Source organism: Streptomyces sp. NPDC000134 (assembly GCF_042899225.1).
Classification (GTDB): Bacteria; Actinomycetota; Actinomycetes; order Streptomycetales; family Streptomycetaceae; genus Streptomyces.
Genome location: NZ_JBIAZN010000004.1, coordinates 50,053 through 72,189, shown reverse-complemented (window position 1 = coordinate 72,189; position 22,137 = coordinate 50,053). Strand labels below are relative to the sequence as shown.

The following is a 22,137-nucleotide window of genomic DNA, read 5'->3' as shown; positions in this document are numbered from 1 at the left end:
GGTGAGGGGGGTGAGGGAAGTCGAAGTCGGTCAGTGGTCCGGTGTCAGCGGGCGGACGACAGGGGGCCGATCCGGTAGAGGACCTCGGGCTCGTGCGGTCCGTCGGGGAACAGGCCGGCGTCGAACAGCACCTCGCGCTCCACCGCGGCGCCGTGGCGCTCGGCGAACGAGGTGAACAGCCGCCGCGAGGGGAGGTTGTCCGGGCTGATGGTGGTCTCCAGCGTGGTCAGCGCCTGTTCCGCCACCGTGCGGGCGACCAGACCGTCGAGCAGGGCGGCGGCGAGCCCGCGACCGCGGTACGCCGTGTCCACCGCCACCTGCCAGATGAACAGGGTGTCGGGGCGGTCCGGCCGCACATAGCCGGTGACGAAACCGACCGCTTCGCCGTTCTCGGCGCGGGCGACGGCGGAGGTGGCGGCGAAGTCCCGGCACCACAGCAGATAGCTGTAGGACGAGTTCAGGTCGAGGACCTTCGAATCCCTCGCTATCCGCCACAGCGCGGCCCCGTCCGCCACTTCCGGACGATCGATTTGCAGGTCTGCTTGTGCGGCAGTCATGCGAATCGAAGTTACCCAGCGAAATCTCAAATTGCACCGCTGAGTGAGGTTACGAATCGGCGTGTCGTGTGTTATCACGCGGACACGGGTGAACGAGGACGGAGTTATGGGGTGATTTGACCGGTATATAAGGTGCGAATCGGATCGCTTGTGTAACCGGTCACAATCGCGTGACCCGACCGCGATCTCCGCGAAATCTCGGTGTTTAGCCCACGGGAAAGCGGGCAGAAGAATATGGGAATTATGCTTGCTATATCCAGGAAAACAATCGCGAATTCGCTAAGGAAAAAGATCGTCCGGTTACGCGGGCCAGGTCTCCTCGACCGCCCGCGCCGCCGCGTCCGGGTCGGTCGGCAGACCGCGCTCGGCGAGCGCGGCACCGAGCGCGGCCAGGCTGTCCCGCACCACCTCGCGGGTCGCCCACGGCCCGTAGTGGTTGACCCGGATCATCTCCGCGGCCAGCGCGCCCCCGCCCGCGGCCAGCGGCAGCGCCGGGTCCGTCCGCAGGGCGCGCGCCACCAGCCCGGAGGCGTCCACCCCGGCCGGCGCCCGCAGCGTCGTCGCGACCGGCGCGGCCTCCCGCGCCCGGCGCACGTACGGCTCCAGGCCGCCGCCCAGCGCCAGGGCCCCGGCCCGGGTGGCCGCCGCGGCCGAGGCGTGCCGCGCCATCACCGTCTCCGGGCCCGCCGCCTCGATGCGCTCGACGCACGCCTCCAGGGCGAGCATCTCCAACTGGGCCGGCGCGTGCAGCAGCGCCTTGCGCCCGCCGTCGATCCAGCGCTCCTTCCAGTCCAGCAGCGACAGGTACGACCGGCGCGGCGCCCGCGGGTTGGCGGCCATCCGCGCCCACGCCCGCTCGCTGACCGACACCGCCGACACCCCCGCCGGGCCGCCCATCGCCTTCTGCGCCCCGATCACGCACAGGTCCACGCCCCACGCGTCCGGCAGCACCGGCTCCGCGCCGACGGAGGCGACGGCGTCCAGGTAGAACAGCGCGCCGTGCGCCTTCACCACCTCGCCGATCTCCGCGACCGGGTTGGTGTTCCCGGTCGCCGCCTCGGCGTGCACCAGGGACACGAAGTCGGTCTCCGGGTGCTCGGCGAGCGCCTCGGCGATCCGGTCGGCCGTCACCGCCGTGTGGAACGGCACCGCCAGGTCGTGCACGGTCGCGCCGCAGTCGCGCAGCCAGTCCCCGAAGGTCTGCCCGTAGGGCCCGGTGATCACGTTCAGCGCCACGGTGCCCGGCCCGGCCGTCCCGCGGATCGCGCCCTCCAGCGGCAGCAGCGCCTCGCCCTGCGTGATCACGACGTCCTGCGCGGTTCCCAGCAGCCGTGCCACCCGGGCCTCGATGGAGGCGAAGCGGTCGGCGCTCAGCGGGGGGAGGTCGAGGAGGGGGTGGCTCACGGCGCTGCTCTTTTCGATGACGGTCGGTCGGACGGACTGCGTTCTTCGGCGGTACGGACCGCGTTCCCGGCGATCAGGTGAGACGAGGGTAACCGCGGGTCTGTCCGGTACTCGCGCCGGAGTCGGTCCGTCGCGGCGCCGTCCCGCCCGGAACTGTGGCTTCCGCCACAGCGGCGGGGGGTACGGGGCTGATGGACTCGCCGGTGTGCCCGTACTGCTGCTGTTCCTCGCCGTCGCCGTGGTGACGGCCCTCGTCCTGGCCCGCCGCGGCACCCCGTATCCCGCCGCCCCGGCCGCCCCGGCCGCGCGCACCGGGCCCCGGCGGCCCGGCGCCCGGCTCCGCGTCCTGGCCGGGTGCGCGGGGGCCGCCGCCGTCCTGCTCTACCTCTGGGGCGCGCTGTGCGTGGCGTGGGCGGTCATGGAGGCGGAGGACGACGGCGCCGGCTCCGCGCCCATGCTCCCCTGCCGCATCGCCGGGCACCCCGAACGGGCGGCCCGGACCGTCGACTACTCCGTCTCCTGGCTGCCGCTGGACTTCCGCTGCGAGACCGCCGACGGCGAGAGCTACGCCCCCGGCAGCGTCCCCGGCTACGTCAACCCCGGCACCGCCGCCCTCGCCCTGACCGCCGCCGCGGGCGCCGTCGCCGCCGGGTACACCGCGCAGGCACACGCCCGTTCCGCCGCCCGGGACAGGCCCTAGGGTGCCGGACATGAGCGATCACACGGTGCTGCGCGTCAAGGGTCGGGTGCTGGTCGGGCCGGAGGAGGTCCGGGACGAGCTGTGGGTGATCGGCGGCCGGATCTCGTACGACCGTCCGGCCGGTGCCGCCGACGTCCGCACGGTGGAGGGCTGGGCGCTGCCCGGCCTGGTCGACGCGCACTGCCACGTCGGCCTGGACCGGCACGGCGCGGTCCCGGCGGACGTCGCCGAGAAGCAGGCGCTGACCGACCGCGACGCGGGCGCGCTCCTGCTGCGCGACGCGGGCTCGCCCTCCGACACCCGCTGGATCGACGACCGCGAGGACCTGCCGCGGATCGTCCGGGCCGGGCGGCACATCGCCCGGACCCGCCGCTACATCCGCAACTACGCCTGGGAGGTCGAGCCCGAGGACCTCGCCGCGTACGTCGCCCGCGAGGCCCGGCGCGGCGACGGCTGGGTGAAGCTGGTCGGCGACTGGATCGACCGCGACCTGGGCGACCTGTCGGCGTGCTGGCCGCGCGGCGCGGTCGAGGCGGCCATCGCCGAGGCCCACCGGCTCGGCGCCCGCGTCACCGCGCACTGCTTCGCCGAGGACTCCCTGCGCGACCTGGTCGAGGCCGGCATCGACTGCGTGGAGCACGCCACCGGCCTCACCGAGGACACCGTGCCGCTCTTCGCCGAGCGGGGCGTCGCCATCGTGCCCACCCTCGTCAACACCGCTTCCTTCCCCGGCCTCGCCGACGGCGGCGAGGCCAAGTTCCCCCGCTGGGCCGCCCACATGCGCCGCCTGCACGCCCGCCGCTACGACACCGTCCGCGCCGCCTACGACGCCGGCGTACCGGTCTACGTCGGCACCGACGCGGGCGGCACCCTCCCGCACGGCCTGGCCGCGGCCGAGGTCGCCGAACTGGTCACCGCCGGCATCCCGCCGGTCGCGGCGGTGGCGGCGACCACCTGGGCGGCCCGGGAGTGGCTCGGCCGGCCCGGACTGACCGAGGGAGCCCCCGCCGACCTGGTGGTGTACGAGACGGACCCGCGCGCCGACGTGCGGGTGCTGGCCGCCCCGCGCCGGGTGGTGCTGCGCGGACGCGTCGTCGGATGACCGGCGGCCACGGGAGCGACGCGGACCGGCGCCGCTGACGCGCCTCATGCGACGCGCCGACCGGATTCACCCGGCGCGGCCGATCAGCGTCGCTGGGCGCCGCTGACGCACGTCGCCCGGCGGGCCGACCGGCCGTGCCCGGCCCAGCCGTCCCGCCCGCCTCACCCGGTGGCGGCCCCGGTCACCGCCTCGCGCAGTGCCGTCAGGAAGCCGTCGGTCGTCGCCCGGTCGCGTACCGCCAGGCGCAGCCACTCCGCGCCGAGCCCCGGGAAGGTGTCGCCGCGCCGGACCGCGTACCCGAGGGCGCGCAGCCGGTGCCGTACCGCGGCGGCGTCCGGCAGCCGGACGAGGACGAACGGACCCTCGGCCGGTGTCACCACCCGCACCCCGGCACCGGCGAGCCCGGCGAGCCCCGCGACCAGGTGGGCGCGGTCGGCGGCGACGCGGTGGGCGGCGTGCGCGGCCTCCGCCAGCGCCCGGGGCCGCACGCACGCCTCGGCCGCCACCAGCGCGGGCGTCGACACCGGCCACAGCGGCTGGGACCGGGCCAGCTCCGCGACCGTCTCCGGGGCGGCGAGGACATAGCCGACGCGCAGCCCCGCCAGGCCCCAGGTCTTGGTGAGGCTGCGCAGGACCACCAGTCCGGGCACGTCCGTGCGCCCGGCGAGGGCCTCCCGCTCGCCCGGCACCGCGTCCATGAACGCCTCGTCCACCACCAGCGTCCGCCCGGGGCGGGCCAGTGCGGCGAGCGCGGCGGCGGGGTGCAGGACGGACGTCGGGTTGGTCGGGTTGCCGACCACCACCAGGTCGGCGTCCTCGGGGACGGCCGCCGGGTCGAGCCGGAAGCCGTCCCCCGGGCGCAGCAGCACCCGGTCGACGGTGTGCCCGGCGTCCCGCAGTGCCGCCTCCGGCTCGGTGAACTGCGGGTGCACCACCACCGGCCGGCTCACCTTCAGCGCCCGCGCCAGCAGCACGAACGCCTCCGCCGCGCCGGCCGTCAGCAGCACCCGCTCCACCGGCAGCCCGTGCCGGGCCGCCACCGCCGCACGGGCCGCCCGCCCGTCCGGGTAGGCGGCCAGGGAGCCCAGCGAGGCGGCGAGCCGCTCGCGCAGCCAGGGCGGGGGCGTGTCCGCGCGGACGTTGACCGCGAGGTCCACCAGGGCCGAGCCGCCGTCGCGGACCTCGGCGTCGCCGTGGTGTCGCAGGTCGGGGCCGTCAGTGGGCATGGGTGTGCGCGTGCCCGTGCCCGTGTCCGTGGCCGTGCCCGTGGTGGTGGCCGTCGTCGTCCGGGTGGAAGTGCGGCTGCTGCGGCAGCCCCACCTTGTCCTCGAAGCCGGGCAGGGCGATCCGGTACACGCAGGAGTCGCAGTTCATCCGCAGATCGCCCTCGACGGCCTCCTCGTACCGCTCCCACACCAGGTCCAGCAGCTCCGGCTCGGGCCCGATGACGTCGGCCGAGCGCACCTCGGCCGCCGGGTGGGCGGCGGCCCACTCCTCGGTCTGGAACCGCACCCGGTCCGGGAGGACGCCGGTGAACAGGAAGTACGGCAGGACGACGATCCGCCGGGCACCCAGCTTCAGGCACCGGTCCAGACCGCCCGGCACGTCCGGCCGGGCCAGCGACACGAACGCCGTCTCCACGCCCGCGTACCCGCGGCCCTCCCACAGCAGCCGGGCCGCCTTGAACACCTCGGCGTTGGCGTCCGGGTCCGTCGAGCCGCGCCCGACCAGCAGCACGGTCACCTCGGCGGGGTCCCAGGACGGGTCGACGGCCTCCGCCAGGCGCCGGTCCAGCACGCGCAGCAGCGCGGGGTGCGGGCCCAGCGGGCGGCCGTAGGCGTAGGTGATGCCGGGGTGGCGTTCCTTCTCCCGGGCCAGCGCGGCCGGGATGTCGCCCTTGGCGTGTCCGGCGGAGACCAGCATCAGCGGCACGGCGGCGAACCGGCGGACGCCCCGCTCCACCAGTTCGGTCACCGCGTCGCCCAGCGGCGGCGGGGACAGCTCGATGAAGCCGCCCGCGACGGGCAGCCCGGGGTGACGGCGGCCCAGTCGCCGGACGAAGTCGCGGAACGCCTCGGCTCCGGCCTCGTCCCGGGTGCCGTGGCCGGCGATGAGCAGGGCGGGCGGGGTGGTCACAGGTTCTCCTCGGAAGTGGGGTGGTACAGCAGGGCGTTGAGCGCGGCGGCGGCCACCGCGGAGCCGCCCTTCTCGGACACGTTGCTCACGGCGGGCAGTCCGCTCTCCCGCAGCGCCGCCTTGGACTCGGCCGCGCCGACGAAGCCGACCGGCAGCCCGATGACGAGCGCGGGCGCGGCGTCGAGGGTGAGCAGCTCCTCCAGCGCGGTGGGCGCGTTGCCGATCACCCACAGGGCGCCCGGACCGACCTGCTGGTAGGCCAGTCGGATGCCGTGCGCCGAGCGGGTCAGGCCCGGCCCGGCGACGGCGTCCCGGAGCCGGCAGACGGTCTCCCGGCGGGTGATGCCCGCGCCGACCATCTCCACGTCCACGACGACCGGCGCCCCGGCGTGCAGCGCGGCATGGGCGCTGACCAGGTCGCCCTCGTCCATGACGAGGTCGGTGGCGTACTCCAGGTCGGCGGCGGAGTGGATGACCCGCTCCACCACCGCCCGGGTCAGCGGCGCGAAGCGCGAGGTGTCCAGGCGGGCGCGCAGCCGCCGGTAGGACTCCTGCTCGATGGGGTGGACGACACGGTTCACCGGGCGTTCTCCTGCCAGCGGTAGCCGCGCGGGGTCACCATGCGCCCCGCGATCTCACGGGTCGCGGTGTTGCCCACCGTCACGACCGTCATCATGTCCACGCTCGCCGGGTCCAGCGCCGCGAGCGTGGTCAGGAAGCTCGACTCGTCGGCGCGGGAGGCGTTGCGCACGACCCCCACCGGCGTGGTCGGCTCCCGGTGCCCGGCGAGGACCGCCAGCGCCTTGGGCAACTGCCAGTCGCGGCCCCGGCTGCGCGGGTTGTAGAACGTCACCACCAGGTCCGCCTCGGCCGCCGCCCGGACCCGCCGCTCGATGACCTCCCACGGCGTGTGCAGGTCGGACAGGCTGATCGAGACGTGGTCGTGGCCGAGCGGCGCGCCGAGGATCGCCCCGGCCGCCAGCGCCGCCGTCACCCCGGGCACACCGACCACGTCGATGTCGTCGGACGCCTCGGCCAGCGCCGGCGAGGCCATCGCGTACACGCCCGCGTCACCGCTGCCGATCAGCGCGACGGCATGCCCGCGCCGGGCCTCGGCGACCGCCGTGCGGGCCCGCTCCTCCTCGGCGCCGAGCCCCGACTCCAGCACCCGGGTGCCCGGACGCAGCAGATCGCGGATCTGCTCGACGTACTGGTCCAGGCCGACCAGCACCGAGGCGCGGCGCAGCTCTTCGCGCGCCCGGGGCGTCAGCAGGTCCCGGGCGCCGGGCCCCAGCCCGACCACCGCGAGCCGCCCGCGCCCCGGCCGCCGGACGACCGCGCAGGTCGCCATGGCCGACTTCCGCTTGGGCACGAGGAGTTCGCCGCCGCGCAGCAGCGCCGCCGCCTCGGCGACGGACGGCGTCCCGACGGCGGCCAGCGGCGCGTCGGAGGGGTTCGGCACCTCCACCCGCGCCAGTTCCCCGGCCGGGTACGTCACCAGGGGCACCCCGAGCCGTTCGGCCGCCGCGACGATGCCGGGCTCGCCGGCCTTGGCGTCCACGGTGGCCAGCTCCGCCAGGGACGCGGGGGACAGGCCCGCCTCGCGCAGGGCGCCCTCGACCAGGGCGAGGACCTCCTCGGCGGGCGCGTTCCGGGACGCGCCGACGCCGGCCACCAGGGTCGGCGGGCGCAGCACGGCCTCCCGCTCCCCGGGCTCGACCAGCCGGTCCGTCAGCCGGATCAGGTACGACCCGCGCTCCGCGAGCGGCAGCGGCGGCAGCGGCCAGGGCACCTCGGCGCGCAGCGCGACCGGTTCGCCGTCCAGCAGCGCCCGCGACACCGCCGCGACCGCGCCCTCCACCGGCAGCCCCAGGGTGTCCAGGCCGGGCAGGCCCACCGCGTCGGTCGCCGTGGTCACCACCGGCTCCGCGCCCAGCACGCCGGCCACCTCGCGGGCGAGGTCGTTGGCCCCGCCGCCGTGCCCGCCGAGCAGCGCCACCGCGAACCGGCCGGCCTCGTCGACCGCGACCACGCCGGGATCGGTGCGCTTGTCCGCCAGCAGCGGCGCCACCAGCCGGACCACGGCCCCCGTGGCCAGGAAGCAGACGAGCCGGTCGCACTCGGCGAACGCGGTCCGCACGGCGTCGGCGACGGGACCGCCGTAGACCCGGACGCGGTCCGGCCACGCGGCGGCCAGCCGGTCGCGCGCCGCCGCTCCCGCCGCGGTGGCGGAGATCAGGCCGATCACTGGGCAACTCCTTCGGTACGGGCGTGCGGTCGCACGCCCCACAGCAGAAAAACGGGGTTGGCCGCCGCGAGCCGGGTCACGTCCCCCGGCAGCGGCGCGAGCCGGGACGACTGGAGCAGCACCCCGTCGCACTCCCAACCGGCGTCGAGCAGCGCCCGCCGGGCCGCCGGCACCCGGTCCACGGCGGCCATGGCCACGACCACCGCCCGCCGGGCCCGCCGCGCGCAGGCCGCGACGATGTCCGGCAGGTCGCGGCCGCCGCCGCCGACGAACACGGCGTCCGGGTCGTCCAGTCCGCACAGCACCGTCGGCGCCGCCCCGTGCACCACCCGGACGTCGACGCCGTGCGCGGCGGCGTTGGCGCGGACGCGTCCGGCGCCGTCGGCGGTCTTCTCCACGGCGACGGCGGCGGCGCCGAGCCGCGCGCACTCCACCGCGACGGACCCGGAGCCCGCGCCGATGTCCCAGACCAGATCGCCGGGCCGGGGCCCGAGCCGGGCCAGCGCCAGGGCCCGCACCTCGAACTTGGTGATCATCGAGTCGCGGTGCGCGAACGCGTCCTCCGCCAGCGCCCACCCGGCGGGCCCGGGGGCCGGTCCGGCGACCGTGCGCACCGGTCCCAGCGCCCGTTCCCCGGCCAGGCAGAGCACCACGCTGACCGCCGGCCCCCAGTCCCGGGCGGCGGCCTCGGCGGGCGTCACCCGTTCCAGGCGCTCGTCGTCCGAGCCCAGCGCGGAGGCGACGACCAGCGTCCGGGCGTCGTCGCGCAGCGCGGCGCCCAGTTCGGCGGGTCCGGCGCCCGGCCCGGTCAGCACGGCCGTCTTGGGATGCGCCCGGCACACGTTCACCGCCGTCCGCAGGTCCCGCCCGTGCGCGCTGACCACCATCGCGTCGTCCCACGGCAGCCCCACCCGCGCGAACGCCGCCGCCACCGAGGACACCCCGGGCCGTACGTCGAGCAGCTCCGGCCCGAACCGCTCCGCCAGCGCCCGCACGATCCCGAAGAACCCCGGGTCCCCGGAGGCCAGCACCAGCACCGGCCGCCCCTTCGCCAGGTACCGCGCGATCCGGTCCAGCGCGGGCGCCAGCGCGCCCAGCACCACCCGTTCGGCCGACTCCGGCAACCGGGCCGCGTCCAGGTGCCGCCGCCCGCCGACGACCAGCTCCGCGCCGGCGGTCACGTCCGGGCCGGGCGGGGACCCGACGCCGGTGCCCACCACCGTGATCATGTGCTCGCGCCCCGTTCGCGCAGCGCCCTGCGGGCCTCGGGGTCGGCCTTGCGGAAGCCGTGGAAGTGCCCCGGGTGGTACAGGTGCGAGCGGGTGCCGTGCGCGTCGAGGGCCGGTCCGACCAGGAACAGCGTGTGCTTCCACAGCTTGTGCTCCTTGACCGTCTCCTCCAGCGTGCCGATCGTGCACCGCACCACCAGCTCCTCCGGCCAGGTCGCCTGGTGGGCGACGATCACCGGCGTGGCCGTCGGGTAGCCGCCCTCCAGCAGTTCCCGCACCAACTGGCCGCTGCGCGCCGCCGACAGGAACACGGCCATGGTCGTGCCGTGCTTGGCGAACTCGCGGACCTCCTCGCCCGGCGGCATCGGCGTCTTGCCGCCGCCCAGCCGGGTCAGGATCACCGACTGCGCGACCTCGGGCACGGTCAGCTCCCGCCCGGCCAGCGCGGCCACGGCCGAGAACGACGACACCCCCGGCACGATCTCCGTCTCGACGCCGATCCGCGCGCACCGGTCGAGCTGCTCCTGGGTACCGCCCCACAGGGCGGGGTCGCCCGAGTGGACGCGGGCCACCCGCAGCCCCTCCCGGTGGGCCCGCTCGTAGACGGCGACCACGTCCTCCAGCGACATCGTCGCCGAGTCCAGGATCTCGGCGTCCGTCCGCGCGTGCGCCAGGACCTCGGCCTGCACCAGGCTGGCCGCCCAGATCACCACGTCGGCCTCGGCGATGGCCCGCGCGGCACGGAATGTCAGCAGATCGGCGGCGCCGGGGCCGGCACCGACGAAGGTCACCTTGCCGGAGGCATCGGCCATGGGAATTCGGTCCTCTCCTGAAGAACGGGAAAACTGGATGAACTGGGCATCTCGCCCAACGGGCAGCTCACGGGCAGCTCACGGGCAGCTCGCGGACAGCCCACGGGCAGCTCGCGGGCGCGGCTCTCGGGCACGGCTCACGGACACCGTTCACGCGGACGGCGCGTACCGCGGTCGCCGCCGCCGGAGGTGCGTGAACGGGCCCTGATCGGATAGCAAGAGCCCATGGCGGTCTTCGTCGCGCTCGGCGCGTTCCTGATGACGCTGGCCGGCGGCTGGACGGCACAGCGCGTGACCGACCGCCGCCATCTGGTGCTGGGCCTGGCCGGCGGGCTGATGCTGGGCGTGGTCGGCCTCGACCTGCTGCCGGAGGCCCTGGAGGCGGCGGGCCGCGAGGTGTTCGGCGTGCCGACGGCGCTGCTGCTGTTCGTCGCCGGGTTCCTCCTCGCCCATCTGGGCGAACGCCTGCTCGCCGCCCGCCGGGCCGCGCACGGCGCCGACGAGCACGCCCGCACCCCGGAGGTGGGCCTGACGGCCGCCGCCGCGATGGTCGGGCACAGCGCCATGGACGGCGTGGCGATCGGCGCGGCCTTCCAGGTCGGCGGCGGCATGGGCCTGGCCGTCGCGCTCGCCGTGATCGCCCACGACTTCGCCGACGGCTTCAACACCTACACGCTCACCAGCCTGTACGGCAACGCCCGCCGCCGGGCCCTGGCGATGCTGGGCGCGGACGCCGTGGCCCCCGTGCTGGGCGCGGCCTCCACGCTGCTGTTCACCATCCCGGAGGGGGCCCTCGGCGCGTATCTCGGCCTGTTCGGCGGCGTCCTGCTCTATCTCGCCGCCGCCGAGATCCTGCCCGAGGCCCACCACGAGCACCCGGCCCGCTCCACGCTGCTGTGCACGGTCGCGGGGGCGGCGTTCATCTGGCTGGTGGTCGGCCTCGCGGAGTGACGTCCCGCCGGCCGCGCCCGGCGTGGTCCCGTCGCCCGCGCCCGGTGCCGTCCCGCCGCTCACAGCTTGCCGCCCCGTCCGCCGTCCCGTCGCGGCGGCGCGATCAGCGTCGACAGGTACGGCAGGGGAGCGCCGTCGAGTTCGGCGGCCGGCCGCACCGACTCCTCCGCCAGCCCCAGCGCCGAGCCCCACACCGCGTCCGCCAGCCGCCCGGTCTCCCGCAGCGCCTCGGCGACCTCGGCGGCCTGCCGCCCGAACTTGTACGCCACGACCGTCCCCGGCCCGTTCAGCGCCTCCTTCAGCACCGCCGCCCCCGCGGTCACCGGCACCAGCGTCAGCGGCTCGGTGCCCTCGGTCAGCACGGCCCCCGACCGCGCCGCGAGGTCCTGCATCGCGGTGATGCCCGGCACGGTCTCCACCACGGTGCCCGGCACCAAGGCGCCGACGGTCTGCGCGAGATACGTGAAAGTCGAGTACACGTTCGGGTCGCCGATCGTCGCGAACGCCACCCGCCGGTGCGCCCGCAGCAGCTCCGCGACCCGCTCACCGGCCGCGTCCCAGGCCGCCTCGCGCCGGGCCCGGTCGGACCGCTCGTTCAGCGCGAACACCACCCGGACGACCTTCTCGGCGGGCACGTAGTGCAGCACGGTCGCCTCCGCCCGCCCCCGCTCCCCGGTGTCCAGCACGGGAACGACGACGGCCTCGGCCGCCCGCAGGGCGTTCACGCCCTTGACGGTCACCAGCTCCGGATCGCCGGGGCCCACCCCGACTCCGACCAGATGGCTGCTCATGACGTCCGGCACCTCTCCACGAACCGACGGGCGACACCGGGCTCGGACGCCCAGTGCGTGTGCAGATAACTCGCGTGCACACCGCGCTGTACGAAACCTTCGAGGCGCCGCTCGGGCACCCGCATCCCCCACGCCGGAGCCGCCCCGGCGCCCGGCTCCACGACCGTCCGGTGGAACTCGTGCCCCCGCATCCGGGTCCCCGCGGCGGCCAGCGCGCTGTCGCCGACGGCCACGGCGTCCCGGTAGCCCAGCGTCAGCCGCTCCGCCATCCGCGCCGAGGCGTCCAGCACCCCGCACATCGGCAGCCCGTCCAGCTCCCGGCACAGGTACAGCAGCCCCGCGCACTCGGCGGCCACGGGAGCGCCGCGCTCCGCGAGGCGGGCGACGGCCTCGCGCAGCGGCTCGTTGGCGGACAGCTCCTCGGCGTACACCTCCGGGAACCCGCCGCCGATCACCAGCCCGTCGGTCCCGTCGGGCAGCTCCTCGTCCCGCCGGGGGTCGAACACGGCGACCTCGGCCCCGGCGGCGGTGAGCAGTTCGGCGTGCTCGGCGTAGGAGAAGGTGAACGCGGCCCCGCCGGCCAGGGCGACGCGGGGCCTGGGCTTGCCGACCGGGTGAGCCGGGTGAGCCGGGCGGTCATGGGCGGGGAACTCCCCGGGGGTCCAGGGGGCGGGGTCCCCCGGCAGGGGCCCGGCGGACCGGGCGAGCGCCACCAGCCCGTCCAGATCGCACCCCTGGGACACCAGCGCCCCCATCGCCGAGACGGCGTCCACCGCGGCGGACCCCCGCTCGGCGACCGGCACCAGCCCCAGATGCCGGGACGGCACCCCGACCCGGTCCGTCCGCCGCAGCACCCCGAACACGGGCACGCCGACCGACTCCAGCGCCTCCCGCAGCAGCCCCTCGTGCCGGTCCGACCCCACCTTGTTCAGGATCACGCCCCCGACCCGCACCTGCGGGTCCCAGGACACGAACCCGTGCACCAGCGCCGCCACCGACCGCGACTGCGCCGACGCGTCGACGACCAGCACCACCGGCGCCCCCAGCAACTTGGCGACCTGCGCGGTGGAGGCCAGTTCACCCTCCCCGGCGGCCCCGTCGTACAGCCCCATCACCCCCTCGACCACGGCGATGTCGCACCCGTCCGCCCCGTGCCGGAACAGCGGGGCGATCAGCGACGGACCGCACAGGTACGCGTCGAGGTTCCGCCCCGCCCGCCCGGTGGCGAGCGCGTGGTAGCCGGGGTCGATGTAGTCCGGCCCGACCTTGTGCGGGGACACGGCGAGCCCCCGCGCGGCCAGCGCGGCCATCAGTCCGGTGGCGACGGTGGTCTTGCCGCTCCCGGAGGCGGGCGCGGCGACGACCAGCCGGGGCACGGACGTCACCACTCGATGCCCCTCTGCCCCTTCTGCCCGACGTCCATCGGGTGCTTGACCTTGGACATGTCGGTCACCAGGTCGGCGAGGCCGACCAGCTTCTCCGGCGCGTTCCGCCCGGTGATCACCACGTGCTGGGTCCCCGGCCGGTCGCGCAGCACCTGCACCACCTCGTCGGTGTCGACCCACCCCCAGTGCATCGGGTAGGCGAACTCGTCCAGCACGTACAGCGTGTACGTCCGGGCGGCGAGGTCCCGCTTGACCTGCTCCCAGCCCTCCCGGGCCTTCTCCTCGTTGTCCATCTGCGCGTCGCGCTGCACCCAGGACCAGCCCTCGCCCATCTTGTGCCAGGCGACGGTCCCGCCCTCACCGGAGTCGCCGAGCACCCGCAGCGCCCGCTCCTCGCCGACCTTCCACTTCGCCGACTTGACGAACTGGAACACCCCGATCGGCCACCCCTGGTTCCAGGCCCTGAGCGCCAGCCCGAAGGCGGCCGTCGACTTGCCCTTGCCCACGCCCGTGTGCACGACGACCAGCGGACGGTTGCGCCGCTGACGGGTCGTCAGTCCGTCGTCGGGTACGACACTCGGCTGCCCCTGCGGCATTACGCGGCCCTCCTGGAAGTCCCCTGCACGTCCTTCACCAGCCCGGCGATCGAGTCCGCCCGCAGCTCGTCCAGCGTCACCGCCGTACCGCCCAGCTCACCGGCGAGGTGCCCGGCCAGCCCGAGCCGCACCGGCCCCGACTCGCAGTCCACGACCACGGAGGCGACCTGCCCGGCCGCGAACAGCCGCGCCGCCCGCCCGGCCAGCGCCACCGGCTCCGGACCGCCGGTGGCCCGCCCGTCCGTCACCACCACCAGCAGCGCCCGCCGCGCGGGATCGCGCAGCTTCTCCACCCGCAGCACCTCGTGCGCCCGCAGCAGCCCGGCCGCCAGCGGAGTCCGCCCGCCCGTGGGCAGCGACTCCAGCCGTACCGCCGCCGCGTCCACCGACGAGGTCGGCGGCAGCGCCACCTCGGCCGCCGACCCCCGGAAGGTCACCATCCCCACCTTGTCCCGCCGCTGGTACGCGTCCAGCAGCAGCGACAGCACCGCGCCCTTCACGGCGCTCATCCGCTGCCGCGCGGCCATCGACCCGGAGGCGTCCACGACGAACAGCACGAGATTGCCCTCGCGCCCCTCCTTGACCGCCTGCCGCAGATCGTCCCGCCGGATCACCAGCCCCGGCCCGCTGCGCCCCCGGGCCCGCTGGTGCGGCGCGGCGGCCCGGACGGTGGCGGCCAGGTGCAGCTTGCCCAGCGCGCCCCGGGGCCGGCGCGCCCCGGTGGTCCGCCCGCGCTCGGTCCGCGCCCGCGAGCGCCGCCCCGCGGCGCCCTCACCGACGCCGGGCACGCTCAGCACCTTCGTACGGAACGGCTCCGCGGCCCGCACGGCCGGCTGCTCCCCGGCACCGGACGGCTGCGGCTCGCCGCCCTCCCCGGCCTCCGGCCGCGCGGCGGCGTCCCCGCCCTCGGGCCCCTCGGCGGGCCCGTCGGAGGGCGGCTGCCCGCCCCCGCCGCCGGGCCCGTCCGGGTCAGGGTCCGGATCGTCGTCCGGCCCGCCGGACTCCTCCAGCGTCTCGTCCAGCTTGTCCTCGTCCAGCCCCGGCGCGTCGAAGGGGTTGCGCCGCCGCCGGTGCGGCAGCGCCAGCAGCGCGGCCTGCCGCACGTCCTCGGCGAGTACGTCGGTCCGGCCGGCCCACGCGGCCAGCGCGGTCGCCGTGCGCGCCATCACGATGTCGGCGCGCATCCCGTCCACCTCGAACGCGGCGCAGGTCGCCGCGATCTGCCGCAGCGCCCCCTCCCCGAGCCGGACCCGCGGCAGCAGCTCCCGCGCCGCCGTGATCCGCGCCCGCACGGCGGCCTCCTCGTCGGCCCAGCGCGCGGCGAAGGCGGCCGGGTCGTCGTCGTACGCGAGCCGCCGCCGCACCACCTCGACCCGCTGGCCGGGCTCCCGCGAGGCCGCGACCTCGACGGTCAGCCCGAACCGGTCCAGCAACTGCGGCCGCAGCTCGCCCTCTTCGGGGTTCATGGTCCCGACCAGCAGGAACCGGGCGGCGTGCCGCACCGACACCCCCTCGCGCTCGACGTAGGAGGCGCCCATCGCCGCCGCGTCCAGCAGCAGGTCGACCAGATGGTCGTGCAGGAGGTTGACCTCGTCGACGTAGAGGATGCCCCGGTGCGCGTCGGCCAGCAGGCCCGGCTCGAACGCCTTCACGCCCTCCGACAGCGCCCGCTCGATGTCCAGCGCGCCGACGAGCCGGTCCTCGGAGGCACCGACGGGCAGCTCGACCATCCGGGCCGGCCGCGACGCGAACGCCCCGGGCTCGTGCGGGCCGTCCGGACAGTCCGGGTCGGGGGAGCCGGGGTCGCAGGAGAACCGGCACCCGGCCACCACGTCCACCGCCGGCAGCAGCGCCGACAGCGCCCGCACGGCCGTGGACTTGGCGGTGCCCTTCTCGCCGCGGACGAGGACGCCGCCGACGGCCGGGCTCACCGCGTTCAGCAGCAGGGCCAGCCGCAGGTCGTCCTGGCCGACCACGGCCGTGAACGGAAAGGGGGTGGTCACTTGTCGTCGCCCTCCAGATCGCCTTCCAGCTCCAGATACGTGGCGCGCAGACGCTCCAGCGTCTCCGCGTCCGGCTCCGCCCACAGCCCCCGGTCGGCGGCCTCCAGCAGCCGTTCGGTGATGCCGCGCAGCGCCCACGGGTTGGACTGCTTCATGAAGTCCCGGTTCTCCGGGTCGAACACGTACTCGGCGCTGAGCTTCTCGTACATCCAGTCGTCCACGACCCCGGCCGTCGCGTCGTACCCGAACAGGTAGTCCACGGTCGCCGCCATCTCGAAGGCGCCCTTGTAGCCGTGCCGCCGCATCGCCGCCATCCAGCGCGGGTTGACCACCCGGGCGCGGAACACGCGGTGCGTCTCCTCGCCCAGCGTGCGGGTCCTCACCTGGTCGGGGGTGGCCGAGTCGCCGACGTACGCCTCGGGGCTCGCGCCCGTCAGGTGCCGGACCATGGCGACCATGCCGCCGTGGTACTGGAAGTAGTCGTCCGCGTCGACCAGGTCGTGCTCGCGGGTGTCGACGTTCTTCGCCGCCACCGCGATCCGCTTGAACGCCGTCTCCATGTCGCCGCGCGCCGCCCGTCCGTCGAGGCCGCGCCCGTAGGCGTAGCCGCCCCACACCGCGTACACCTCGGCGAGGTCCGCGTCGGAGCGCCAGTTGCGGGCGTCGATCAGGGGGAGCAGTCCCGCGCCGTACGCGCCCGGCTTGGAGCCGAAGACGCGGGCCGTGGCCCGGCGGCGGTCGCCGTGCCGGGCGGTGTCCTCGTCGGCGTGGGCGCGGACGTAGTTCTGCGAGGCGGGCTCGTCCAGTTCCGCCACCGCCCGTACCGCGTCGTCGATCAGCCCCACCACGTGCGGGAACGCGTCCCGGAAGAACCCGGAGATGCGGACCGTGACGTCGATGCGCGGCCGGCCCAGCTCCGCCGGCGGCACCACCTCGAAGCCGGTCACCCGGCGCGAGGCGTCGTCCCAGACCGGACGGCAGCCCAGCAGGGCGAGGATCTCGGCGATGTCGTCGCCCTGGGTGCGCATCGCGGAGGTGCCCCAGACGGTCAGGCCGACGGACCTGGGGTACTCCCCGGTGTCCTGGAGGTAGCGGGCGATCAGCGAGTCCGCCAGCGACTGCCCGACCTCCCAGCTCAGCCGGGACGGGATCGCCTTGGGGTCGACGGAGTAGAAGTTCCGGCCCGTGGGGAGGACGTTGACCAGGCCGCGCGTCGGCGAACCCGACGGTCCGGCGGGCACGTAACCGCCGTCCAGGGCCCGCAGGATGTGCCCGATCTCGTCCGTGGTCCGGGCGAGCCGCGGTACGACCTCGACGCAGGCGAACTCCAGCACGGCGACCGCCTCGGGCAGTCCGGTGCCCAGCACCTCGCGCACCAGGGCGGGGACGGCCGCCGCCGCCCAGTCCCGTGCCTCCATCCCCTCCGCGCACCGCCGGCAGAGCTGCTCCAGCAGGTCGATCGCGTCGGCGCCGGTCCGGGCGGGGCCGTCCACCAGCTCCGCCAGTTCCGCCGGCACCTTCACCGGGGCGCCCGGCTCGGCCAGCAACTCCTTCTCCACCAGCCCGAAGTGCGCGGCCAGCGCGGCCCGCAGACCGGGCAGCGCGTTCGCCCGGCCGCCCCACACCTGGGAGGCGCGCAGCACGGCGAGGACGAGGTTGACGCGGGGTTCGCCGACCGGGCCGCCGCCCAGGACGTGCAGTCCGTCGCGGATCTGCACGTCCTTGATCTCGCAGAGGTAGCCGTCGATGTGCATGACGAACTCGTCGAACGCCTCGTCGTCCGGCTGGTCGTCCACGTGCAGGTCGTGGTGGAGTTCGGCGGCCTTGACCAGGGTCCAGATCTGGGCCCGGACCGCCGGGGCCTTCGCCGGGTCCAGGTCGGAGACGAGCGCGTACTCGTCCAGGAGCTGCTCCAGCTTGGCCAGGTCGCCGTAGGTGTCGGCGCGGGCCATCGGCGGCACCAGGTGGTCGACGACCGTGGCGTGTCCGCGCCGCTTGGCCTGGGTGCCCTCGCCGGGGTCGTTGACGATGAACGGGTAGATCAGCGGCAGGTCGCCGAGGACCGCGTCGGGCGCGCAGCCCCCGGACAGCCCGAGGCCCTTGCCGGGCAGCCACTCCAACGTGCCGTGCTTGCCCATGTGCACGATCGCGTCGGCGCCGAAGCTGTTCTCCAGCCAGCGGTAGGCCGCCAGGTAGTGGTGGGAGGGCGGCATGTCGGGGTCGTGGTAGATGGCGATCGGGTTCTCACCGAAGCCGCGCGGCGGCTGGATCATGACGACGACGTTCCCGAACCGCAGCGCCGCGAGCACGATGTCGTCCCCGTCGACGTACAGCGAGCCCGGCGGCTCGCCCCACGCCTCGGTCATCGCCTCCCTCAGCGCCGGGTCGAGCCTGTCGAACCAGGCCCGGTAGTCGGCCAGCGGCACCCGCGCGGGCGCGGCGGCGAGCTGCTCCTCGGTCAGCCATTCGACGTCGTGGCCGCCCGCCTCGATCAGCCGGTGGATCAGCTCGTCACCGCCGGCCGGGTACTCGGTCAGCGCGTACCCGGCCTCCCGCAGCGCGTCCAGCACCCGCACCGCCGAGGCCGGGGTGTCCAGCCCCACCGCGTTGCCGACCCGCGAGTGCTTGGTCGGGTACGCGGTGAAGACCAGCGCCAGCCTCTTCTCGGCGTTCGGCTTGTGCTTGAGCGCGGCGTGCCGCACGGCGATCCCGGCGACGCGCCCGGCGCGCTCGGGGTCGGCGACGTACACCGGCACGTCGTCTGGGCCCTGTTCCTTGAAGGAGAACGGCACCGTGATCAGCCGGCCGTCGAACTCGGGGATGGCCACCTGCATCGCCGCGTCCATGGGGGACAGGGCGGCGTCGGACGCCTCCCACGCGGCCCGGGAGGAGGTGAGGCAGAGCCCTTGCAGCACGGGGACGTCGAGGTCGGCGAGGGCGCCGATGTCCCAGGACTCCTCGTCGCCGCCCGCGGACGCCTGGGAGGCGTGGGTGCCGCCGGCCGCGAGGACGGTGGCGATCAGGGCGTCGGCCCGGCCGAGGATCTCGTACAGCCCGGGGTCGGCGTCGCGCAGCGAACCGCAGTACACGGGCAGCGCGTTGGCGCCGTGCGCCTCGACGGCGTCGCAGAGGGTGTCGACGAAGGCGGTGTTGCCGCTCAGTTCGTGGGCGCGGTAGAAGAGCACGCCGACCGTCGGGCGGCCGTCCTGGAGCGTCCGGTCGCCGTGGACGCCGTACTCCGGCATCTTCCGGGGCTCCTCGAAGCCCTCGCCGGTCAGCAGCACGGTGTCGGACAGGAACCGGGCGAGCTGGGTGAGGTTGCCGGGGCCGCCCTCGACGAGGTAGCGCAGCGCCTCGGCCACCACGCCGGCCGGCACGGACGACTCGGCCATCAGCTCGGCGTCCGGCACCGACTCGCCGCCGAGCAGCACGGTCGGCAGGCCGGCCGCCTTCAGCGCGGCGAGCCCGTCCTCCCAGGCCCGCTTGCCGCCCAGGAGGCGGACGACGGCGAGGTCGGCGCCCTCGACCAGCCCGGGGAGGTCCTCGGCCACGTCCACCCGGGCGGGATTGCCGATCCGGTAGGAGACGCCGGTGGCGGACCGGGCCGCCAGCAGATCCGTGTCGGCGGTGGACAACAACAACACTGTGCTCATGCGGGCGCTCCCGGTGGGATGAAGGGCAGTCCTTGCGGCGCGCCGGACTCGATGAGCCGCCACAGCGCGTCCGTGTCCGCGTGCTGTTCGATCAGGTCGCCGAGCCGGTCGAGCTGCTCCTCGCGCAGCGCGGCGAACGAGGTGCCGGGGGCCGGGACGAAGCGGCGGCCCGCGGCGGCGGCCACCTCGCGCAGGAACGCCCGCCGGAATCCGTCCGACTCCAGCGAACCGTGCCAGTGCGTGCCCCAGGTCTGGCCGACCCGGCATCCGTCGAGGAAGGGCTCGCCGCCCGCCACGGAGGCGACCCCGTGGTGGATCTCGTAGCCCTCGACGGGTTCGCCGAGGGCCTCGCCGACCGGCCGGGTGAGGGTCTTCTCGCGGGCGAACCGCACCCGCACGGGGAGGACTCCCAGGCCGTCGACGTGTCCGGCGCGGGACTCGACCTCGTCCTCGATGTGCTCGCCGAGCACCTGGAACCCGCCGCAGATCCCGAGCACCGGCCGCCCCTCGGCGGCCCTTCTGACCAGGGCGTCCGCGAGGCCGCGCGTACGCAGCCAGTCGAGCGCCCGGACCGTGCCCCGCGTCCCCGGCACGATCACCAGGTCGGCGTCGGCCAGCTCCTCGGGCCGGTCCACGAACCGCACCACGACGCCGGGTTCGGCGGCGAGCGCGTCGACGTCCGTGAAGTTGGACATCAGCGGGACCGCGCAGACCGCGACCCGCAGGACGTCCTCGCCGACGGGCGGGGCGGTGTCCGACTCCCGCACGGTCCCGCGCAGCGAGACGCGCAGCCCGTCCTCCTCGTCGATGCCGAGCCCGTGCCGGTACGGCAGTACGCCGTACGTCCGCCGCCCGGTGAGCCCGCGGAGCATGTCGAGGCCGGGTTCCAGCAGGGACACGTCGCCCCGGAACTTGTTCACCAGGAACCCGGCGACCAGCGCCTGGTCCTCGGGCGCGAGCAGGGCGACCGTGCCGAAGAACGAGGCGAAGACGCCGCCCCGGTCGATGTCCCCGACCACCAGCACGGGCAGCCCGGCGCCCCGGGCGATGCCCATGTTGACGATGTCGGTCCGGCGCAGGTTGATCTCCGCCGGGCTGCCCGCCCCCTCGCAGATCACCGCGTCGTACGTGCCCCGCAGCTCGGCCAGGCAGTCGAGCACGGTGCCGAGCAGCTTCCGCTGCCGTCCGCCGTGGTAGCCGCGGGCGGTCATCTCCCCGGCCGGCTTGCCCAGCAGCACGACCTGGCTGCTCCGCTCGCCGCCGGGCTTGAGCAGCACCGGGTTCATCAGCGCGGTCGGCTCCACCCGGCAGGCCTGTGCCTGCATGGCCTGCGCGCGTCCGATCTCGGCGCCCTCGCGGGTCACGAAGGAGTTCAGGGACATGTTCTGCGCCTTGAACGGCGCCACCTTCACGCCCTGCCGCACCAGCCACCGGCAGATCCCGGCGGTCACGACGCTCTTGCCGGCGTCGGAGGTGGTGCCGGCGACCAGCAGTCCGCCGCTCATGACGTCCGTCCTCTCATCAACAGCCGCGCGCCCGCGCAGACGCCGAGCGCCAGCCAGCTCACGCGCCGGGAGAGCCGTACGGCCCGGGTCACGTCGGTCACGCGGACGGCGCGGCCCGCCGCCCCGTTGAGCACCGGCCGGTGTTCGACCCGGCCGCCGTAGGAGAGCGTGCCGCCCAGGCGGACGCCGAGGGCGCCCGCGAAGGACGCCTCGACCGGGCCGGCGTTGGGGCTGGGGTGGCGGGCGGCGTCGGCGCGCCAGGCCCGCAGCGCGCCCCGGGGGTCGTCGCCGGCCGCCGCGGCCAGGGCGGCGGTGAGGCGGGCGCCCGGCCATCCGGCGAGGTCGTCGAGCCGGGCCGAGGCCCAGCCGTACCGCAGGTAGCGGGGGGACTTGTGGCCGACCATGGCGTCGAGGGTGTTGACGGCGCGGAACCCGAGCAGCCCCGGCACTCCGGCGACGGCCCCCCAGACCAGGGCGCCGACCACCGCGTCGGAGGTGTTCTCGGCGACGGACTCCACCACGGCCCGCGCGATCCCGTCGGCGTCCAGGGAGTTCGGGTCCCGTCCGCACAGGTGCGGCAGCCTGGCGCGGGCGCCCTCGACGTCCCCGGCCTCCAGGGCCCGCCCGACGGCGCGGGCCTCCCGGGCGAGGGAGGTGCCGCCGACGACGGCCCAACTGGCGGCGGCGGTCAGCGCGACGGAGGCGGCGGGGGAGCGGCGCACGGCGCGCGTGGCGACGGCACCGAGCGCGACGGCGCCACCGGCGCACACGGCGGTGTGCAGGGCGCCCCGGCCCCGGTGGTCACGCCACAGCACTCGTTCCACGGCGCTCGCGGCACGGCCGAACGCGGCGACCGGATGCCCGCGGCGGGGATCGCCGAGGAGCAGGTCACCGAGGAGGCCGGCGGCGGCGCCGTACGCGAAGACGCGTTCGGCTCGCACGGGGCTCAGCCGGTCGCGCGGTCGGGGCGGGACCTGTCGGTAAGGGACCTGGTACTGAACCTGGAACGGCAGCCGGGCATCGCGTTGTGTCCTCACTCAGGGTGTCCACGCCCTGGTTCGACGA

General features: G+C 75.7%; 18 protein-coding genes. 3 read left to right on the top strand and 15 right to left on the bottom strand.

Going from position 1 to position 22,137, the window contains the following annotated elements; all coding sequences use genetic code 11:
- Nucleotides 1-44: 44 nt before the first annotated feature.
- Together ectA and ACFY32_RS07265 are read right to left on the bottom strand one after the other, a co-directional pair.
- Nucleotides 45-557: a diaminobutyrate acetyltransferase gene (ectA, locus tag ACFY32_RS07270; protein ID WP_359200597.1), complete on the bottom strand. Its 513-nt coding sequence runs from the start codon at nt 555-557 to the stop codon at nt 45-47.
- A gap of 300 nt (nt 558-857) precedes the next feature.
- On the bottom strand, nt 858-1,961 hold the full coding sequence (locus ACFY32_RS07265) for an aminotransferase class V-fold PLP-dependent enzyme (RefSeq protein ID WP_359200595.1): 1,104 nt from the start codon (nt 1,959-1,961) through the stop codon (nt 858-860).
- 205 nt (nt 1,962-2,166) lie between these two features.
- On the opposite strand from ACFY32_RS07265, the gene ACFY32_RS07260 reads away from it, so the two are divergent.
- The gene (locus ACFY32_RS07260; protein ID WP_390673635.1) at nt 2,167-2,661 is read left to right on the top strand and encodes a hypothetical protein; all 495 of its coding nucleotides are present in this window, start codon (nt 2,167-2,169) and stop codon (nt 2,659-2,661) included.
- Nucleotides 2,662-2,671: 10 nt separating this feature from the next.
- Nucleotides 2,672-3,763 carry an amidohydrolase family protein gene (locus ACFY32_RS07255; RefSeq protein ID WP_359200591.1) on the top strand — a complete coding sequence of 364 codons (1,092 nt, stop codon included), beginning with the start codon at nt 2,672-2,674 and terminating at the stop codon, nt 3,761-3,763.
- A gap of 161 nt (nt 3,764-3,924) precedes the next feature.
- Here the strand turns inward: ACFY32_RS07255 and cobC are convergent, their stop codons facing one another.
- The 6 genes from cobC to cobM are packed head-to-tail and all read right to left on the bottom strand — an operon-like array spanning nt 3,925 to nt 10,188.
- The gene (gene cobC / locus ACFY32_RS07250; RefSeq protein ID WP_390673634.1) at nt 3,925-4,989 is read right to left on the bottom strand and encodes an Rv2231c family pyridoxal phosphate-dependent protein CobC; all 1,065 of its coding nucleotides are present in this window, start codon (nt 4,987-4,989) and stop codon (nt 3,925-3,927) included.
- Nucleotides 4,979-5,899 carry a sirohydrochlorin chelatase gene (locus ACFY32_RS07245; RefSeq protein WP_359200587.1) on the bottom strand — a complete coding sequence of 307 codons (921 nt, stop codon included), beginning with the start codon at nt 5,897-5,899 and terminating at the stop codon, nt 4,979-4,981. Before ACFY32_RS07245 ends, cobC begins: the two co-directional genes overlap by 11 nt.
- Nucleotides 5,896-6,480 carry a precorrin-8X methylmutase gene (locus ACFY32_RS07240; RefSeq protein WP_359200585.1) on the bottom strand — a complete coding sequence of 195 codons (585 nt, stop codon included), beginning with the start codon at nt 6,478-6,480 and terminating at the stop codon, nt 5,896-5,898. Before ACFY32_RS07240 ends, ACFY32_RS07245 begins: the two co-directional genes overlap by 4 nt.
- The gene (cobJ, locus tag ACFY32_RS07235; protein WP_359200583.1) at nt 6,477-8,147 is read right to left on the bottom strand and encodes a precorrin-3B C(17)-methyltransferase; all 1,671 of its coding nucleotides are present in this window, start codon (nt 8,145-8,147) and stop codon (nt 6,477-6,479) included. The genes ACFY32_RS07240 and cobJ overlap by 4 nt, the downstream gene beginning before the upstream one ends.
- On the bottom strand, nt 8,144-9,376 hold the full coding sequence (gene cbiE, locus ACFY32_RS07230) for a precorrin-6y C5,15-methyltransferase (decarboxylating) subunit CbiE (protein WP_390673633.1): 1,233 nt from the start codon (nt 9,374-9,376) through the stop codon (nt 8,144-8,146). The genes cobJ and cbiE overlap by 4 nt, the downstream gene beginning before the upstream one ends.
- Complete coding sequence (cobM, locus tag ACFY32_RS07225; RefSeq protein WP_390673632.1) at nt 9,373-10,188, bottom strand: precorrin-4 C(11)-methyltransferase; 816 nt, start codon at nt 10,186-10,188, stop codon at nt 9,373-9,375. Before cobM ends, cbiE begins: the two co-directional genes overlap by 4 nt.
- Before the next feature lie 225 nt (nt 10,189-10,413).
- Between cobM and ACFY32_RS07220 the strand changes: the two genes are divergently transcribed.
- The gene (locus ACFY32_RS07220) at nt 10,414-11,139 is read left to right on the top strand and encodes a ZIP family metal transporter (protein WP_359200577.1); all 726 of its coding nucleotides are present in this window, start codon (nt 10,414-10,416) and stop codon (nt 11,137-11,139) included.
- A gap of 59 nt (nt 11,140-11,198) precedes the next feature.
- Here ACFY32_RS07220 and cobI read toward each other — a convergent pair whose 3' ends face one another.
- The 7 genes from cobI to ACFY32_RS07185 are packed head-to-tail and all read right to left on the bottom strand — an operon-like array spanning nt 11,199 to nt 22,013.
- The gene (gene cobI, locus ACFY32_RS07215; protein WP_359200575.1) at nt 11,199-11,930 is read right to left on the bottom strand and encodes a precorrin-2 C(20)-methyltransferase; all 732 of its coding nucleotides are present in this window, start codon (nt 11,928-11,930) and stop codon (nt 11,199-11,201) included.
- The gene (locus tag ACFY32_RS07210) at nt 11,927-13,318 is read right to left on the bottom strand and encodes a cobyrinate a,c-diamide synthase (protein ID WP_390673631.1); all 1,392 of its coding nucleotides are present in this window, start codon (nt 13,316-13,318) and stop codon (nt 11,927-11,929) included. The genes cobI and ACFY32_RS07210 overlap by 4 nt, the downstream gene beginning before the upstream one ends.
- Nucleotides 13,312-13,911, bottom strand: coding sequence for a cob(I)yrinic acid a,c-diamide adenosyltransferase (gene cobO, locus ACFY32_RS07205; protein ID WP_359200571.1), 600 nt, complete (start codon nt 13,909-13,911; stop codon nt 13,312-13,314). Before cobO ends, ACFY32_RS07210 begins: the two co-directional genes overlap by 7 nt.
- Nucleotides 13,911-15,914, bottom strand: a complete 2,004-nt coding sequence (locus tag ACFY32_RS07200; protein ID WP_390673630.1) for a putative cobaltochelatase — start codon at nt 15,912-15,914, stop codon at nt 13,911-13,913. The genes cobO and ACFY32_RS07200 overlap by 1 nt, the downstream gene beginning before the upstream one ends.
- A complete protein-coding gene (gene cobN, locus ACFY32_RS07195; protein ID WP_390673629.1) occupies nt 15,911-19,567 on the bottom strand; it encodes a cobaltochelatase subunit CobN in 3,657 nt (1,218 codons plus the stop codon). The genes ACFY32_RS07200 and cobN overlap by 4 nt, the downstream gene beginning before the upstream one ends.
- Entirely contained in the window at nt 19,564-21,072 is a 1,509-nt protein-coding gene (locus ACFY32_RS07190) for a cobyric acid synthase (protein WP_359200565.1), read from the bottom strand. The genes cobN and ACFY32_RS07190 overlap by 4 nt, the downstream gene beginning before the upstream one ends.
- Nucleotides 21,069-22,013: a cobalamin biosynthesis protein gene (locus ACFY32_RS07185; RefSeq protein ID WP_359200563.1), complete on the bottom strand. Its 945-nt coding sequence runs from the start codon at nt 22,011-22,013 to the stop codon at nt 21,069-21,071. The genes ACFY32_RS07190 and ACFY32_RS07185 overlap by 4 nt, the downstream gene beginning before the upstream one ends.
- Nucleotides 22,014-22,137: the final 124 nt, after the last annotated feature.